This window comes from Janibacter cremeus (assembly GCF_029395675.1).
GTDB lineage: Bacteria > Actinomycetota > Actinomycetes > Actinomycetales > Dermatophilaceae > Janibacter > Janibacter cremeus_A.
In genome coordinates this window covers 2,838,045-2,854,875 of sequence record NZ_CP115184.1, presented here as the reverse complement: position 1 = coordinate 2,854,875, position 16,831 = coordinate 2,838,045, and the positions used below count along the sequence as shown (strand labels likewise).

Here is a 16,831-nt window from a genome sequence, read left to right as displayed (position 1 = left end):
GAGAACCACCTCGTGCGCGAGCTCTGAAAGATCCCGCGACGCGGAGCTCAAGGTGTCAACCCATCAGGTGGGGGCGGCGGGCGGGCTGATGGCTCCTCCTAACTTGACCGAGTTAGGAGGACAGCTTAGGAGGACCGCTAGACCCTCAAACCCCCTCCCATCCTCCTTGACCCTAGTCTTGTCCTCCTAAGGAGCCGCACCGTAGCTAGGAGTAGCTGTGCCAAATGACATCGGCGCCCTCGTGGCAGAACTTCGCAAGTTCGGCGCAGAGGCAACGGCAGTTGAGGTCAAGCGGGCAGCAGGTGGACTCCCCAAGAGCGTCCGCGAGACGCTGTCGAGTTTCTCCAATACACCCGGCGGCGGAGCTCTGGTCCTGGGGCTGGACGAAGCGTCCGGGTTCGTTGCCATCGGGCTTGAGGACCCCGCGAAAATGATGGCCGACCTCACTTCAATGTGCCGCGAGGATATCGCGCCCCCGCTGACACCGGAGATCGAAATGGCGGAGGTCGACGGGCGCACCGTTCTCGTTGCGGACATCCGGGAGATCACCAAGGAGCAAAAGCCTTGCTACGTCCGCTCCCTTGGCAAGGAGCGCGGCAGTTACATCCGAGTTGGTGAAAGCGATCGCCGCCTGACCTCCGAGGAAGTGCAACAGATCGTGGCTGATCGGGGCCAGCCGAAGTTCGATCACGAGGTCGTCACCAATGCGTCGATGGACGACTTGGATCCCACTGCCGTCGAAACTTATGTAGGTCGCACGCGCGAGAACAGCCCTCGCATTTTTGCTGACGAACGCGCTGACGTAATTCTGCGAATGACGAGGGTCACCAGTCTGGACCCTGATGGAAAGGAGCGGCCCACGTTAGCAGGGTTGCTTGCGCTGGGCCGCTACCCTCAACAGTTCTTTCCACAGTTGAACGTGACATTCGTTCACTATCCCACTGCTTCTGGTGACAGCACATCAACGGGCGTTAGATTCTTGGATAATGTGTCCATTGATGGGCCAATTCCATCCATGGTCTGGGATACACTGAGCGCCATTCGGAGAAACATGAGTCGACGCGCGCTCATTACGGGCGAGGGGCGTCGGGACATGTGGGAATACCCACCCGAGGCACTGCGCGAAGCCGTCGTGAACGCACTCGTTCACCGTGATCTGAGCCCAGGTTCGCGCGGCATTCAGGTGCAGATCGAGATGTACCCGGATCGACTCCGCATCATGAATGCTGGGGGCCTCTTTGGCGCCGTCGACATTGATCGCCTTGGCGAGGAGGGCCGATCTTCCGCCCGCAACAGTCTCCTCCTGAAGCTGCTCGAAGAAGTTGAGGTACCGGAAGAAGACCGCACGGTTTGCGAGAATCGCGGGTCTGGCATCCGAGCAATGCTGACCGCATTGCGCCACGCGGGGATGAGTCCACCAAGATTCAAAGACTCAACGACAGCCTTCGAGGTCATACTCCCAAACCACACTCTGCTCGATGATGAAACTCTTGCTTGGTTGCGGCTATTGGGCCGAGAGGGCCTTCGCGACTCACAGTGCACCGGCCTGGCTCTCATGCGACGCGGAGAAGTGATGGATAACGGAAGATACCGCGCGGCCACGGGCATAACCGACAGTCGGGTTGCGACATTCGAGTTGCAAGACCTAGTTGCCCGCGAACTCGTTGCTCAGGCGGGCACTCGCGGCGCTGCTCGCTACACCCTGTCGGAGTATGCAATCACTGCTCAAGAGCGTGGCCGGCGAGCTCGCCCCAATCGAAGGCGCCAAATCCTAGACCTGCTCGAACTGCATAAAGAGTTGTCGAAGACGGAGATCAGCGAACTTCTGGCCCTGAATCCTAAGACTGCTGAGCACTGGCTACGAACCTTGAAGGGAGAAGGCAGCGTTGAGCCAACCGAGCCAGGTCGCGGCAACAAGCGCACCAGGTATCGCCTCAGCGCAAAGGCTCTGCAGGAGTCCCTGTTTGGCGACACCGACGTTTAACTAACCTGACACTGGGCCCTTTGGCTGCCAAAGTGCATCAGCTGAAGCGCTCCCGCAGCTCGCGCTTGAGGATCTTGCCGCTCGGGTTCTTCGGCAGCTCGGGCAGGACCTCGATCCGCTTGGGCCGCTTGAAGGGGGCCAGCACACCGGCGCAGTGCTCCTCGATCGCGGCGACGGTGAGGGCCGAGCCCTCCTTGGCGACGACGGTCGCGGTGACCGCCTCGACCCACTTGGGATCCGGCAGGGCGAAGACCGCGACCTCCGCCACGTCCGGGTGGGCGTAGATCGCCTCCTCGACCTCGCGGGAGGCGACGTTCTCGCCACCGGTCTTGATCATGTCCTTCTTGCGGTCGACGATCGTGATCCGGCCGTCCTCGTCGGCGATCGCCAGGTCGCCGGAGTGGAACCAGCCACCTTGGAAAGCCTCGGCGGTCTTCTCCCCGTTGCGCCAGTAGCCGGCCGCGATCTGCGGGCTGCGGTGGACGACCTCGCCGATCTCGCCGACGGGCACCTCGACACCGTCGTCGTCGACGAGCCTGGTCTCGACGTTGAGCACGGGGAAGCCCGCCGAGCCGGCGTGCGAGAGCTGCTCGTGCGGCGGCAGGATCGTCGCGACCGGCGCGAGCTCGGTCTGGCCGTAGAAGTTCCACAGGTCCACATCGGGCAGCCGCTGCTGGATCTCCTTGAGGACCTCCACCGGCATCGGGGAGGCGCCGTAGTAGCCCTTGCGCAGCGAGGACAGGTCGGTGGTGTCGAAGTCCGCGTGCCGCAGCAGGCCGATCCACACCGTCGGCGGCGCGAAGTACTTCGTCACCCCGTGCTCGGCGATGGTGCGCAGCACGGTCGCCGGCTCCGGCGCGGGCAGGATGATGCTCGTCGCACCGAGCATGAGGTCGGGCCCGAGGAAGCAGTCCAGCTGCGCGCAGTGGTACAGCGGCAGGGTGTGCAGGTCGATGTCGTCGCCGGTCATCCCCCCGTCGATGATCGCGCTGAGGTACTCGGCCTGCAGCGCGCGGGAGGTGAGCAGCGCCCCCTTCGGCCGGGACTCGGTGCCGGAGGTGTACATCAGCCGGATCGGGTCGTCGTCGGCGACCACCGGAGGGGTCCAGCCGGTCGCGTCGGTCGCGGCGAGGTCGGCGAAGGGGGCCCACTCCCCCTTCGCCGCACCGGTGACGACGAGTGTGGGCACCGCCTGACCGCTCGCGGCGATCGCCTCGGTGGCGGTCTCCACGAACTCCGGCTGGGCGATGAAGGCGACCGGCTCGCTGTCGCCGACGATGTAGCCGACCTCGTCCGCGGTGAGCATGAAGTTGATCGGGACGAGGACGACACCCAGACGCGCGGCGCCCCAGGCGATCGCCGCGAAGTCGGCGGAGTTGCGGCTGAGCAGGGCGACCCGGTCGCCCGGGTTGATGCCGAGGCCGGCGAGACCGGCGGCCACGCGCGTGCACAGGGCGTCGAACTCGCGGAAGCTCAGCCGGGTGTCCCCGTCGATGATCGCGGTCTTGTCCCGGAAGCGAGCGGCACTGCGGCGCAGCACCTCCCCCAGTCCGTTGGCACGGGCGGTGGCCATCTGCATCGTCGTCGACATGGCCGCAGTCTGCCCGGGGCTGGTCCGCGACGGAAGAGCATGGTCGCGCTCGCGAGGGGCCCGGGCCGGAGTCACTCGAGGGATCGCCACACCGACTCGTGCTCGCTCGGTCCGGCGGACCAGCTCGCGATCCAGGGTCCGGTCCCCTCGCTCGCGTCGAGGACGCCCTCCTCGAGCCACGTGCAGCCGCCCGCCAGCACTTCCCTGGCCAACCGCCGGTCACCGTCGTCGGTGTTGCTCCACAGGGCACCGAAGAGCTCCTTGACCCGCAACCGCGACTGGGCGCAGAACGCATCCGCCAGCTGCTGGGCCGAGCGCCCCAGCTCCGCGTCGTCCTCCCGCAGCATCTCTGCGCGGCTGCACACGGCGGCCATCGCGAACAGCTCCGCGCCGATGTCGACGACGCGTCCGAGGTAGCACTGACGCAGCTCCATCGTCGCCTGCCACCGGGACATCCCGTAGAAGGTGTGCCGCGCGAGCTTGCGGCTGGAGCGCTCCACGAAGCGCAGGTGCCGGGCGAGCGGCCCGAAATCGGCGTACGAGGACGGTACGTCGCCCTGGCCGGCCACCAGGTGCGGGAGCCACCGGGCGTAGAAGCCGCTCGCGCCCACCGCCGCTCGTGCCTTGTCGCCCAGGCCTGCGTCCGGTGAGGCGAGGTCGCCTGCCGCCTTCAGGTGCGCGTCGACGGCCTCCCTGGCGATGAGCAGATGCATGATCTCGGTGGAGCCCTCGAAGATCCGGTTGATCCGCAGGTCCCGCAGCACCTGCTCGACGGGCACCGCTCGCTCGCCACGCGCCGCCAACGATGCCGCGGTCTCGTAGCCACGACCACCCCGGATCTGCACGAGCTCGTCAGCGATGCGGCACGCCATCTCGCTCGACCACAGCTTCGCCAGGGCCGCCTCGATGCGGATGTCCTTGCTGCCCGCATCGTGCAGCTGGGTCGAGAGCTCGAGCACCGACTCCAGCGCAAAGGTCGTCGCCGCGATGAAGGAGATCTTCTCCGCCACGGCCTCGTGCTCACCGACCGGGCGACCCCACTGCACCCTCTCGCTCGACCACTCACGGGCGATCTTCAGCGACCACTTGCCGGCGGCCGCGCACATCGCCGGTATCGACAGACGACCGGCGTTGAGCGTCTTCAGGGCGATCCTGAGCCCATCGCCCTCCGCTCCGAGCCGGTTCTCGACCGGCACGCGCACCCGGTGGAAGCGGGTGAGGCCGTTCTCGATCCCGCGCAGACCCATGAAGGCGTTGCGTCGCTCGACGGTGATCCCCTCGGCCCGCCCCTCGACGACGAAGGCAGTCACGCCGCCCTTGCCTCCGTCGTGCTCAGGGACCCGAGCCATGACGACGAGCAGGTCGGCGACCACGCCGTTCGTGGTCCACAGCTTCACGCCGTCGATCAGGTAGGCCGAGCCATCGTCCGTGGGGGTCGCGGCGGTCGCCACCCGGGCCGGGTCGGACCCGACGTCGGGCTCGGTCAGGAGGAACGCGGATATCGCGCCGGCCGCGCACCGCGGCAGGAAGCGCTCCTTCTGCTCGTCCGACCCGATGAGCTTGACCGGCTCGGGCACGCCGATGGACTGGTGCGCCGAGAGCATTGCGCCGAGACTGGCATTGACGGAGCCGACGAGCATCAGCGCCCTGCCGTAGTAGGACATCGTCAGGCCCAGCCCCCCGTACTCACGGGGGATCTTCATCCCGAAGGCGCCGATGCCCTTCAGCGCCGCGATGGTCTCGTCGGGGATCCGGGCCTCATGCTCGATGCGCTGACCATCGATCCCCTCACACACCTCGCGCAATCGAGCGAGGAACTCCTCCCCGCGCGCCTCGTCCTCGGCGTCGGCCCGGGGGTGTGGGTGGATGAGGTCCACGTCGAAGCGACCCAGATAGAGCTCCTTGGCGAAGCTCGGCCGCTCCCACGACTCCTCACGGGCGGCCTCGGCGACCTGTCGCGCGTGGTCGGCGCTCACGTCGGCGCGCTGGCCGGACCCGGCGCTGGTGGGCTGTGTGTCCTGGACGTCACTGGTCAATGGACTCGCCTCCTCCTCCCAGTCTCCGGGAGATCCTCATCTGCCGCCACCCGCTGAACCGCTTCGGCAGGCCCAGCGCGACCGTGCGCACACCGGGAGCGCACGGGCACCCCGGTGACTCGGCTGCTGCCGTCCGCCGCCGTGCCGGCCACTGTGTGGCCGACTCCGGACAAGCTCCGGGGACCCGTCCGCGCGCGGCCCACAGGGCCACGAGGCCGATGGCCAGACCGACCACGCCCACGGCGACGAAGGACGCGCGCGGATCGAGCAGGGTGCCGAGGAGGCCACCGACGGCCAGCGCGATCATCCCGCAGGAGCGGGCGGCGCCTCCGACGAAGGCGACGACCCGCCCCCGAGTGCCCGCCTCGGTCTCGCTCACCACGAGCGTCATGACGACCGCGTTGAGGCCACCGAGCAGAAGGCCGACCGCGACCACCAGGACCAGGTAGACCGACGTCCCGGGGGCGAGCCCCTCGGCGACCACGAGGAGCGACATGGCCGGCAGCGCCCACAGGACCGTGCGCGCCCGGGCGGTCGTCGTCCTGGCCGTCGACGCCAGCAGGGCCCCGATCGCGACCCCCGCACCGGCCATCCCCTCGGAGAAGCCGAAGAATGCGGAGCTGCCCCCGAGCACGTCCTTGACGAGGTACACCTCGATCGCGTTGATCGACTCGATGGCGATGATGAAGGGCAGCACCGCGGCCGCCAGCAGGGTCAGCAGCGAGTGCCGTCGCAGCGCGGCGAGGCCGTCGAGCGGGAGCACCGTGCGGAGGATCCCCGCCGGAGCGCTCGGGGTGGTCGGCTCCCGCACCGGCAGCAGCGCGAGGCCGGTGCCCATCAGGACGACGAAGCTGGCCGCGTCGAGGACGAAGGGGGCCGCGGTGCCGATCTGCTGGACGAGCAGCCCGCCGAGGGCCGCACCGGTCGGGGCGGCCAGCGCCATCAGACCGTGGTGCAGGGACACGAGCGTGCCGACGTCCTCCTCCGTGACGAGCCGGGGCAGGGCGACCATCCACGCCGAGTTGGCGAGGGCGAAGCCCGTCTGCAGCACGAAGGCAGCGCCCCCCGTCCAGGCCAGCCCGCCGGTGAGCGCCAGCACCACTGCGGCGACGAGCTGCAGCGCGGCTGCACCCAGCACGAGCGGGCGCGGGTCGGGTCGGTCGGCGAGCGCTCCGGCCACGCCCGCGAGCAGGATCATCGGGAGGGCGAAGAGCACGAGCACGACCGCCAGCGCGGACGGCCCGTCGCCCTCGGCGTGCACCCGCAGCAGGATCGCCACCCGGGCTGCCCCGTCCCCCACGACGGAGACGGCGAGGCCGCCGAGCACCCACCGGGTGCGTCGATCGCCCAGGAGCCGACCACAGTCGTGAAGCATGTGTTTCATATTTGTGAAGGTAGTGCTTCACGAGTTCGCGTGGCAATAGCATCGGCCCATGGCCCCAGAGCGCACCGAGCTGCAGATCACGGATCCCACGGCCCTGCGCGTCCTCGCCCACCCGGCACGGCAGCGCCTCATCACCGAGCTCTACGCAGGAGAGGTCCTCACCGCGACCGAGGCGGCGCAGCTCGTGGGCCTCACCCCGTCTGCCACGAGCTACCACCTGCGGGCGCTGGAGAAGGCGGGCGTCGTCGTGCGTGACGAGTCGACCTCCGACGCGCGGCAGCGTCCGTGGCGGGCCGCGGCGGACAGCTTCTCCATCCGCCCCGAGGCCTACCGGGACTCGGGCGTGGACGCCTGGGACGCGAACCTCTCCGGGTGGTTCACCGACATCCGGGCCGGCGTCCATCGTGCGGAGCGGGCCATGACGGCAGGCCGCGACGACGTGGGTCGGATGAGCCACGGCCGACTGTGGCTCACGTGGGAGGAGGTCCAGGAGCTCGGCGACCGCATCGCGGAGATCACCGAGGAGTACCGCGGCCGGACCCGCTCGGACCACCCCGAGGGAGCCCGTGCCTGGGACTCCTACGTCCTCATGCTCCCGATGGAGGAGATGGAGTAACCCTCAGCCGCGGAAGGTCTGCCCCGTCAGCCGCTCGTAGGCCTCGACGTACTTCGCCCGGGTCTGCTCGACGACCTCGTCCGGCAGCGCGGGCGGCGCCTCGCCGGAGGACCTGTCCCAGCCGGAGGCCGGCGAGGTCAGCCAGTCGCGGACGAACTGCTTGTCGTAGCTGGGCTGCTGCCGGCCCGGCTCCCACTGGTCCGCCGGCCAGAAGCGCGAGGAGTCGGGGGTGAGGAGCTCGTCCGCGAGGACGATCTCGGCGTCCGCCCCCCGGGAGCGGATCGCGGCCCGCGGGTCCTCCCCTTCGCCGAGATCGAGGCCGCGCAGGCCGAACTCGACCTTGGTGTCGGCGAGGATGATCCCGCGATCGGTGGCGATCTCGTTGCCGCGTTGGAGGATGCGCACGGTGAGGTCGCGGGCGCGCTCGGCGAGCGCTTGGCCGACCTCGGCGACGACTCCGGCGAAGGGGATCGGCTCGTCGTGCGCGCCGGCGGGCGCCTTGGTGGACGGGGTGAAGATCGGCTCCGGCAGTCGGGAGCCGTCGACGAGCCCCTCGGGGAGCTCGATCCCGCTGACCGCGCCGGTCGAGCGGTACTCACCCAGGCCACCACCCGTGAGGTAGGCGCGGGCGACGCACTCCACGGGGAGCATGTCGAGGCGCTCGACCAGGACCGCCCGGCCGGCCACGGCGGCGGGCACGTCCGTGGAGACGACGTGGTGCGGCACGAGGTCGGCGACCTGCTCGAACCACCACAGCGACATCTGCGTCAGCACCGCGCCCTTGTCCGGGATCGGGGTGTCGAGGACGAAGTCGTAGGCCGACATCCGGTCGCTGGCCACGAGGAGCAGCTGGTCCGCGCGGGACGCCCCGCTGTCGTCGAGCGGCGCGTACAGGTCGCGGACCTTGCCCGAGTAGAGGTGGGCGTAGCCGGGCAGCTCGAGGGGGGCGTCACTCGTCATGGGCTCATCTTCGCAGGCCGTCCCCGGGCCCGTCCCGGCGCTCCTCCTCCTTCATCTCCGCCTCGAAGATGTGCCGCCTCCCCTCCACGAGCTCGTACCGGGCGGCCACCTCCGCCGCGCGGAAGGGCGCGTAGTACCCGTCGTCGTACTCCTCGACGACCTGGTAGCTCCAGCGGTCCGGGAGCACGTTGCGTCCGACCAGATTCGCCTGCAGGTCGTCGGCCATCGCGGTGTGCCCGGCCTCCCGCAGCAGGCGCACGGCCTCCCCGAGCGTCAGGTCCGCGGTCCCGCAGCGCCGGTGGAAGGCGTAGAGGTACCCGCGCGCCTCCTCGACGACCTCGAGGGCCTCCGACAGCTTGCCGAGGGCCTCGACGGTCAGGTCGTCCGTCCCCGTCGGTCTGCGGTGCGCATCATCCATGGGGGTCACCTACCCGTTTGGGACCGTCGCACGCGGGCACTATCCCTGCGACATGCGGAGGGAGACACGATGACATTCGCGGGAACCGTCCTGGTCACCGGCGCCTCCAGCGGGATCGGGCGCGCCACAGCACTCCTGCTGGCCCGTCGGGGCTGCCCGGTCGTGCTCGTCTCGCGATCCGAGGGCGTGCTGGAGCAGGTCCGCGCGGAGTGCGAGGCGGCGGGCGGGCGCGCGCTGGTCGTCGTCGCCGATGTCACGGACGGCGCGGCCGTCGACGCCGCGTTCACCACCGCACGCCGGACATTCGGGCCGGTGACCGGCGTCGTCCACGCGGCGGGAGCGCTCGCCTTCGGCCGTTTCGAGGACATCCCCGCCGAGGTCTTCGACGGCACGGTGGCGACGGTGCTGACCGGCACGGCCACCGTCGCCCGCCGCGCGATGACGGAGTTCAGGACCCACGACGGGGGCGACCTGGTGGTCCTGGGCTCCCTGCTCGGGAGGATCTCGGCGCCGTACATGAGCCCCTACGTGGCCGCGAAGCACGGGGTGCACGGGTTGGTGCGGGCCCTGCAGATCGAGGCGCGCTCGACTCCGGGGACCCACATCAGCCTCGTGTGGCCCGGCGTGGTGAACACCCCGATCTACGCCCAGGCGGGCGGGTACCTCGGGCGGCGGGGCAGGCCGCTGCTGCCGGTCGACTCGCCCGAGAAGGTGGCACGCACCGTGCTGCGGACCCTGGACCGTCCGCGGCGTGCCTCGCGGGCCGGGTGGACCAACGGCGTGTCCGTGGCCGCCTTCCACGCCGTGCCGGGCGTGTTCGATCGGGTGGTGACCCCCTTCGTGCACGCCGGTCTGGAACGGGAAGGGAGCGAGGACACACCGGGCAACGTGCTGGAGGCCGTCCCGGAGGGCGAGGCGGTCCACGGCCGGCTGGACCGGCGCTGGTTGCGTCCCCTCGGGCAGGCACTCGTGACCGGCGGCCGGCGGACGCTGCGGCGGCGGTGGCACCGGGCCCGCCGACGGTGATCGCGGCCGCGTGTCAGTTCCGCCGCAGGGCGGAGGGCCACAGTCGTGCGCCGGGCCCTTCGTCACCGTGGTGGTCGTCGGCGTTGTAGATCGGGCAGCTCGTCGTCGACAGGCAGCCGCACCCGATGCAGCCGGTGGTGGTGTCCCGCAGGCGCACGAGGGCGTCGATGCGCTCTTGGAGCGCGTCGTGCCACGTGCGGGAGAGGCGCTTCCAGTCCCGGGCGGTCGGGGGCCGGTCGCGCGGCAGTGTGTCGAGGGCGGACCTGATCTCCTCGAGCGACAGGCCGAAGCGCTGGGCGGCCCGGACGAAGGCCAACCGCCGCAGGGTGTGCCGCGGGTAGCGGCGCTGGTTGCCGGCGGTGCGGGTGGGGTGCACCAGTCCCTTGGACTCGTAGAAGCGCAGGGTCGGGACCGTGACGCCCGCCCGGCGCGCGGTCTCCCCGATCGTGAGCGGATCGCGCTGGTCCATGGCAGTTGACCCTACCGGTTGACCTCAAGTGCACTTGAGGTCAGAGGGTGGCGGCATGACCTCACCCGGCCTCCCGCACCCCCGATTCGACCGACCAGCGCGCGCTCCGGGGCGCCCGCACATCCCCGCCCCGGCGAAGGGGGCGACCGCGCCCGAGGAGCGGGCGGCGGGTGACGGGATCCCCTGCCGCACGGGCGATCCCGAGACCTGGTTCGCGGAGAGCCCGGAGGTGCTCGAGCACGCGAAGTCGCTCTGCGGCCCCTGCCCGCTGCGGGAGATGTGCCTGCAGGGCGCGCTCGAGCGCGGCGAGCCGTGGGGCGTCTGGGGCGGGGAGCTCCTCGACCGCGGGCGGGTCATCCCCCGCAAGCGGACCGCGGGGCGGCCGCGCAAGGACGTCGCGGCCTGACCCCCTTCGCCCACTGCCGCAGAGATCGCAAAAGCCTAGGCAGTTGCGCCATCCAGGACCGCAGATCGCAGGAGCCCAGGCAGATGCGAAGTCCAGGACCGTAACCCACACAAGCCCAGGCAGACGAGGTCCGGGGGCAGTCAGGCGCGGATCTCGTCGCGCGAGGCCCGCAGCGCGATGTCGGTGCGGTGGTGGCTGCCGGGGAAGTCGATCCGCTCGACGGCCTCGTAGGCACGCGTGCGCGCCTGCGCGAGATCGTCGCCGAGCGCGACGACGGAGAGCACTCGGCCACCGGAGGAGACGAGCTGCGGCAGGTCACCGTCGGCGTCGATGCGCGTACCGGCGTGCAGGACGTGGACGTGCTCGGCCAAATCGCTCGCGGCGAGGTCCTCGAGTCCGTCGATCCCGACCCCCGTCACCGGCGAGGACGGGTAGCCCTCGGCGGACAGGACGACGGTCACGGCGGACTCGGCGCTCCAGCGCAGCGGCTCGAGGTCGTCCAGCCTGCCGTCGGCGGCGGCGGCGAGGAGCACACCCAGCGGCGAGTCGAGGCGGGCGAGGACCGACTGCGTCTCCGGGTCGCCGAAGCGGACGTTGAACTCGATGACCCGCGGCCCGGCGGAGGTCAGGGCCAGACCGACGTAGAGCACCCCGATGAAGGGGGTCCCCCGCCTGGCCATCTCGTCGACGACCGGCTGGGCCACCCGGGCGACGACGTCCTCGGCGAGCCCCTCGGGGGCCCAGTCGAGCGGGCTGTAGGCCCCCATGCCGCCGGTGTTCGGCCCCTCGTCGCCGTCGAAGATGCGCTTGAAGTCCTGCGCGAGGTCCAGGGCGACGACCCGCGTGCCGTCACAGATGCAGAAGAGGCTCGCCTCCGGCCCGTCGAGGAACTCCTCGATGACCACCCGGGCGTCGGCCCCCTTCGCCAGGCAGGCGCGGCCGTGCGCCATGGCGACCTCGCGCTCCTCGGTGACGACGACCCCCTTGCCGGCGGCGAGGCCGTCGTCCTTGACGACATGGGGCGCACCGAAGGCATCCAGCGCCTCGGCCAGCTCGTCCTCGGTCGTGCACACCCGCGCCAGTCCGGTCGGCACGCCGGCGGCCGCCATGACCTCCTTGGCGTAGGCCTTGCTGCCCTCGAGGCGGGCGGCGGCAGCGCTCGGACCGAAGCACCGGAACCCGGCCTGACGCAACGTGTCGGCGACACCGGCGACGAGCGGGGCCTCCGGACCGATGACGACGAGGTCGACGGCGTGGCGCCGGGCGAGCTCGAGGACGGCATCGGGATCGGCCGCGTCGACCGGCGCGTTGAGCGCGAGCGCGTCGGTGCCGGGGTTGCCGGGGGCGGCGATGACGGCATCCACCGTGGGGTCGTGGGTGAGGGCACGCACCAGGGCGTGCTCGCGGGCGCCGGAGCCGATGACGAGAACCTTCACGGGGTGAGCCTACGAGACCGGCGAGCAGGTGGTCGCGGGTCCCGCGTCCGGGGACCCGGAGACGGAGGCGGGGCGCAGCTCTCGGCAAGCAGGGGGGTCTGCCGTGAGCTGCGCCCCGGGGCCGCGGGTCCAGACATCAGGGGGGACACCGACCACGCGACCACCGGCCGTGGCCGGTCTGCCCCGATACTGGCACCTGGATGAAGGTGAAATCAAGTGACCGGGTCGGTCGTCGTGCCCGCGCGTGTCGGCCCCGCCGGAGCGGCCGACATCGAGCCGGGAGACCGCGTCCTCGACATGCCGACCCTGCAACTAGACTCTCTCCTTCTGTCCAAGCTGGAGGGGAGCAGGACTCCATCGTGACCGACACCCATGTCGACGCCATCGCCGCCGAGATCGCCATCGAGCAGAAGCACCTGGACCGCGTGAACACCGAGCTGGCCAAGGCCGGCCAGCGAGCCGAGCTCGTCGCCGTCGACGGCATGTCGCGCGGCCGCACGTCCCGCACCGGGGACGTGCGCGACGAGGAGATGTCCGGGCTCTTCGAGCGGGACGCGTTGGTCTACAACGCCGCTCGCCGCCGGGCGCACCTCGAGCACCAGCACGAGGGCCTCGTCTTCGGCCGCCTCGACCTCGAGGAGGACGGCGAGGACGAGCGCGAGATCCGCTACATCGGGCGCCTCGGCGTCCGCGACGACGACTACGAGCCGCTCGTCATCGACTGGCGCGCACCGGCCGCCTCGCCGTTCTACCGCGCGACCCCCGGCAACAACCTGGGCGTCATCCGCCGCCGGGTGCTGCGCAGCCGCGGCGAGGAGGTCATCGGCGTCGAGGACGATCTCATGGTCCCCGAGGCCCCCGACGACATGGTGGTCGTCGGCGACGGCGCCCTGCTGGCGGCCCTGACCCGCAGCCGCGGCCAGCAGATGCGCGACATCGTCGCGACCATCCAGGCCCACCAGGACGAGGCCATCCGCGCGACCGACCGCGGCATCACCGAGATCACCGGCGGCCCCGGCACGGGCAAGACCGTCGTCGCCCTGCACCGCGCCGCCTTCCTGCTCTACGCGAACCGCCGGCGGTACGAGTCCGGGGGCATCCTCGTCATCGGACCCTCCTCGGCCTACACCGCCTACATCGAGCGGGTCCTGCCCTCGCTGGGCGAGGACTCGGTGACGCTGCGCTCGCTCGGCGACGTCGTCGACGTCATCACCGCGGTGCGGCACGACCCGCCCGAGGTCGCCGCGCTCAAGGGCTCCCTGCAGATGCGCACCGTCCTGAAGCGGCTGGCGACCATGGCCGTGCCCGGCGCCCCGACGAGCCTGCGCGTCATCGTCGACGGCCAGGCGGTCCACCTCGACGAGGAGGCGCTCGCCGACATCCGCCGCCGGGCCCTGCGCGACCGCACCCGCAACCAGGCGACCAATGCGGTGCGCGACCTGCTCGCCGAGGCCGCATGGCGCCAGGTGCGCGAGGGCGAGGGCGAGCGCGAGGAGTTCCTCGACGCCTTCGACAGCTCGATGGCCGTCGACACCTTCCTCGGCGAGTGGTGGCCGCAGGTCGACCCCCGCGAGGCCCTGCTGTGGCTCGAGGACACCGAGCTGGCCTACGACGTCTGCCGGTCGGTGCTCAGCCAGGGCGATGCCGCCGCACTCGCGCACGCCACCCGCGAGACGCTCGAGCTCGGGACCTGGACGGTCGCCGACGTCGCCCTCATCGACGAGCTGTCCGTGCGCCTGGGCCTGGTCGAGCACGAGGCGCCGGAGGAGCGCTCCTTCTTCGAGATCGAGGAGCTGGACGGGGTCGAGGAGCTGCGCGCCATGGGGTCGGCGATCAAGGCCCCGCTCGTGGAGCACCACCTCAGCCCGACCAGCGCCCGCGACCGACTCCTGTACGACACCATCGGCCCGGCCGACGAGTACGCGCACGTGCTCGTCGACGAGGCCCAGGACCTCTCCCCGATGCAGTGGCGGATGATCGGGCGTCGTGGCCGTCGGGCCTCGTGGACCGTCGTCGGCGACGTCGCCCAGGCCTCGTGGCCGGACCCCGCCGAGGCCGACCGCGCACGGGTGGAGGCCTACGGGACCCAGCCGCGGCAGTCCTTCCACATGACGACGAACTACCGCAACGCGCAGGAGATCTTCGACTACGCGCGCCGGGTGATCCTGCCCGCCGTCCCCGATGCCGACATCCCGGACGCCGTGCGCGAGACCGGAGTCGACCCGGTCGAGGTGACCTTCGGGGACGCGCTGGACACCTCGCGCCCGGACGTCGGCACGGTCGCCGAGGAGGCACTGGCCGACCTGGCGCAGGAGGTCGAGGGCTCGATCGCGGTCATCACCCCGCAGCGGCACACGGCGGCCGTCGAGGCCCTCGCCGATGGGTACGAGGGCCGGGTCACGGTCATCGACCCGCTGTCGACGAAGGGTCTGGAGTGGGACGCGACGCTCGTCGTCGACCCGGACGCCATCGTCGACGAGTCCCCCGGAGGGGCGCGCATCCTCTACGTCGTGCTCACCCGCGCCGCCCACCGGATGACGGTCCTACGCCCGACGGAGTGACACCAGGCGGGATAAAGTTGAAATAACAACCTTTGTCCCGTAGGTTCTGTTGTCGGTTCAACTATCGACTCGACACAAGGATCCCCTCATGCGTCCCCTGCTCCACCCCGCCTCCACGACGCCCGCCCTCAAGGACGTCGCCCTCCTGATCTCCCGCGTGGCGCTCGGCGTCGTGCTCCTCGCGCACGGCCTGCAGAAGCTGAACGAGTTCACCCTCGAGGGCACCACCGCCGCCTTCGGGCAGATGGGCGTCCCGGCCGCCGGTGTCGCGGCGGTCGTCGTCACCGTCGTCGAGATCATCGGTGGCGCCGCGCTCGTCCTCGGGCTGCTCACCCCGGTCGTCGCCCTGATCAACGTCATCACCCTGACCGGCGCGCTCGTCATCGTGCACGCGGAGAACGGCATCTTCGTCCAGGACAACGGCTTCGAGCTCGTCCTCGCCCTGGCCGCGGGCCTGCTCGTCGTCGCCGCGCTCGGGGCCGGACGCTTCAGCGTCGACGCCCTCATCCGCCGACCGGCCCCCGCCACGGTGTCCGGGTGACCCCCTTCGCCGACCCGGTCGTCGCCCGGCACGGGGAGGACGACCCGAGCCGCCCCCTCGTCGTCCTCCTCCACGGCCGGGGTGCCGACGAGCGCGGCATCATCGGCCTGGCCGAGCACCTGCCGGAGGGCATCTCCTACGCGGCGGTGCGCGCCCCCATCGCGGAGGGTGGCGGCTACGCGTGGTTCGCCAACCGCGGCATCGGCCGCCCGGTCGCCGAGTCCCTCTCGCAGACGATGGCCTGGTTCCGTGAGTGGCTCGACGGTGTCGCCCCGGAGGGCCGTCCGGTGCTCCTCGTCGGCTTCAGCGGCGGAGCGGCCTTCGCCGGTGGACTCGTCCTCGACGACCCGGAGCGCTTCGCCGGTGCGGCGATCCTCTACGGCACGCTGCCCTTCGACGCCGGCGTCCCCGTGACTCCGGCACGGCTGAGCGGCCTGCCCGTCCTCGTCGCCCAGGGCGAGGAGGACCACGTGATCCCACGTGAGCTGATGGAGCGCACCTGGTCGTACCTGACCGGCGAGGCCGGCTCGCCCCCGTACGCGGTGCGCGTCGCCGGAGGCCACGGCATCACGGCCGAGGTCGTCTCCCACCTGGGCGGTTGGCTGGCCGAGAGGACACACTTCCTCACCCGCCGTCCCCCGCTCGCCCCCACCTCGATCACCTGGCCCCTCCCCAGCAGCCGGCTGCCCGAGCGGGCCGGCGAGCGACCGGCGGTGACGTGGCGGATCCCGCAGGAGCAGCGCTCCGACCAGAGTCCGACGGACCTGCAGGAGCAGCTCTTCGCGCGGATCAGTGCTCTGCCCGGCGTGACGAGCCGCCCGTCGGCGATCTCCGTCCCCGGCGCCCGGGGCTTCATGGTCACGCCGGCGAGCGAGGCACCCGCCGACGCCTACATCGTGCCCACGGTCGGCGAGTTCGCCCATCTCCACCCGGAGTACGACGGGTCGCTGCACCTCGCACTGCCACCGGAGCTCGCGCGCGACGCCGTGGCCCGGGGCTGGGCGGTCGCCCATCCGCTGGCCGGAGTGCGCCTGGCCCGCGGCATGGTCATGGTCTACGGCCCGCGTGACGCCACCGAGCTGGACGTCGTCACCGGCATCGTCGGGGCGGCCCACCGCTACGCGACCGCCGGCTGACCACCGCGAGCAGGAACGGCCCCGGAAGCGCACCGCTTCCGGGGCCGTCCGTCTCGGAGTGGTCGGTCAGCCGCTCTTGCGGCGGAACATCTGCTGGGCACCGCTGGTCTCGGCATCGTGCGAGCCGCCGACCTTGCCGCGGGCGCCATGGGGCGAGACATCCGCCCCGCCGTGCGACTGCTTCTTCTCCAACGCCTCCCGGAACTTCGCCTTCACGTCCTCGGGTGCGCTCTCGTGCTGACCCATGGGACCTCCCTTCGTCACCGG

General features: G+C 70.9%; 15 protein-coding genes. 7 read left to right on the top strand and 8 right to left on the bottom strand.

The window, feature by feature from the left end:
- Positions 1 to 217 precede the first annotated feature (217 nt).
- Positions 218 to 1,984: an ATP-binding protein gene (locus O9K63_RS13615; RefSeq protein WP_277238679.1), complete on the top strand. Its 1,767-nt coding sequence runs from the start codon at positions 218 to 220 to the stop codon at positions 1,982 to 1,984.
- Between the two features lie 37 nt (positions 1,985 to 2,021).
- On the opposite strand, the gene O9K63_RS13610 is transcribed toward O9K63_RS13615, so the two are convergent.
- The 3 genes from O9K63_RS13610 to O9K63_RS13600 all read right to left on the bottom strand — a co-directional run bounded on the left by O9K63_RS13610 (position 2,022) and on the right by O9K63_RS13600 (position 6,995).
- Positions 2,022 to 3,575 carry a fatty acyl-CoA synthetase gene (locus tag O9K63_RS13610; protein ID WP_277238677.1) on the bottom strand — a complete coding sequence of 518 codons (1,554 nt, stop codon included), beginning with the start codon at positions 3,573 to 3,575 and terminating at the stop codon, positions 2,022 to 2,024.
- A 71-nt stretch (positions 3,576 to 3,646) separates the two neighbouring features.
- Positions 3,647 to 5,611 (bottom strand): acyl-CoA dehydrogenase family protein, encoded by a 1,965-nt coding sequence (locus O9K63_RS13605; protein WP_431190328.1) that lies wholly within the window; start codon positions 5,609 to 5,611, stop codon positions 3,647 to 3,649.
- On the bottom strand, positions 5,601 to 6,995 hold the full coding sequence (locus O9K63_RS13600; protein WP_277238675.1) for an MFS transporter: 1,395 nt from the start codon (positions 6,993 to 6,995) through the stop codon (positions 5,601 to 5,603). The genes O9K63_RS13605 and O9K63_RS13600 overlap by 11 nt, the downstream gene beginning before the upstream one ends.
- A 49-nt stretch (positions 6,996 to 7,044) precedes the next feature.
- Here O9K63_RS13600 and O9K63_RS13595 point away from each other — a divergent pair, with 49 nt between their 5' ends.
- Positions 7,045 to 7,611, top strand: coding sequence for an ArsR/SmtB family transcription factor (locus O9K63_RS13595; RefSeq protein WP_277238673.1), 567 nt, complete (start codon positions 7,045 to 7,047; stop codon positions 7,609 to 7,611).
- Between the two features lie 3 nt (positions 7,612 to 7,614).
- Here O9K63_RS13595 and O9K63_RS13590 read toward each other — a convergent pair whose 3' ends face one another.
- The gene (locus tag O9K63_RS13590) at positions 7,615 to 8,571 is read right to left on the bottom strand and encodes a phosphoribosylaminoimidazolesuccinocarboxamide synthase (RefSeq protein ID WP_277238671.1); all 957 of its coding nucleotides are present in this window, start codon (positions 8,569 to 8,571) and stop codon (positions 7,615 to 7,617) included.
- Positions 8,572 to 8,575: 4 nt separating this feature from the next.
- Positions 8,576 to 8,989: a hypothetical protein gene (locus tag O9K63_RS13585; RefSeq protein WP_277238669.1), complete on the bottom strand. Its 414-nt coding sequence runs from the start codon at positions 8,987 to 8,989 to the stop codon at positions 8,576 to 8,578.
- 69 nt (positions 8,990 to 9,058) lie between these two features.
- On the opposite strand from O9K63_RS13585, the gene O9K63_RS13580 reads away from it, so the two are divergent.
- Entirely contained in the window at positions 9,059 to 10,015 is a 957-nt protein-coding gene (locus O9K63_RS13580) for an SDR family NAD(P)-dependent oxidoreductase (protein ID WP_277238667.1), read from the top strand.
- 13 nt (positions 10,016 to 10,028) lie between these two features.
- Here O9K63_RS13580 and soxR read toward each other — a convergent pair whose 3' ends face one another.
- Positions 10,029 to 10,484 (bottom strand): redox-sensitive transcriptional activator SoxR, encoded by a 456-nt coding sequence (soxR, locus tag O9K63_RS13575; RefSeq protein ID WP_277238665.1) that lies wholly within the window; start codon positions 10,482 to 10,484, stop codon positions 10,029 to 10,031.
- A gap of 55 nt (positions 10,485 to 10,539) precedes the next feature.
- Here soxR and O9K63_RS13570 point away from each other — a divergent pair, with 55 nt between their 5' ends.
- Positions 10,540 to 10,890: a WhiB family transcriptional regulator gene (locus O9K63_RS13570; protein WP_277238664.1), complete on the top strand. Its 351-nt coding sequence runs from the start codon at positions 10,540 to 10,542 to the stop codon at positions 10,888 to 10,890.
- Between the two features lie 140 nt (positions 10,891 to 11,030).
- Here the strand turns inward: O9K63_RS13570 and purD are convergent, their stop codons facing one another.
- Positions 11,031 to 12,326, bottom strand: a complete 1,296-nt coding sequence (gene purD, locus O9K63_RS13565; RefSeq protein ID WP_277238662.1) for a phosphoribosylamine--glycine ligase — start codon at positions 12,324 to 12,326, stop codon at positions 11,031 to 11,033.
- 356 nt (positions 12,327 to 12,682) lie between these two features.
- Between purD and O9K63_RS13560 the strand changes: the two genes are divergently transcribed.
- The 3 genes from O9K63_RS13560 to O9K63_RS13550 all read left to right on the top strand — a co-directional run bounded on the left by O9K63_RS13560 (position 12,683) and on the right by O9K63_RS13550 (position 16,564).
- The gene (locus O9K63_RS13560) at positions 12,683 to 14,887 is read left to right on the top strand and encodes a HelD family protein (RefSeq protein ID WP_431190394.1); all 2,205 of its coding nucleotides are present in this window, start codon (positions 12,683 to 12,685) and stop codon (positions 14,885 to 14,887) included.
- Between the two features lie 88 nt (positions 14,888 to 14,975).
- Positions 14,976 to 15,428 carry a DoxX family protein gene (locus O9K63_RS13555; protein WP_277238658.1) on the top strand — a complete coding sequence of 151 codons (453 nt, stop codon included), beginning with the start codon at positions 14,976 to 14,978 and terminating at the stop codon, positions 15,426 to 15,428.
- Positions 15,425 to 16,564: a luciferase family protein gene (locus O9K63_RS13550; RefSeq protein WP_277238657.1), complete on the top strand. Its 1,140-nt coding sequence runs from the start codon at positions 15,425 to 15,427 to the stop codon at positions 16,562 to 16,564. The genes O9K63_RS13555 and O9K63_RS13550 overlap by 4 nt, the downstream gene beginning before the upstream one ends.
- Before the next feature lie 66 nt (positions 16,565 to 16,630).
- Here the strand turns inward: O9K63_RS13550 and O9K63_RS13545 are convergent, their stop codons facing one another.
- Positions 16,631 to 16,810, bottom strand: a complete 180-nt coding sequence (locus O9K63_RS13545; RefSeq protein WP_277238655.1) for a DUF5302 domain-containing protein — start codon at positions 16,808 to 16,810, stop codon at positions 16,631 to 16,633.
- Positions 16,811 to 16,831 lie beyond the last annotated feature (21 nt).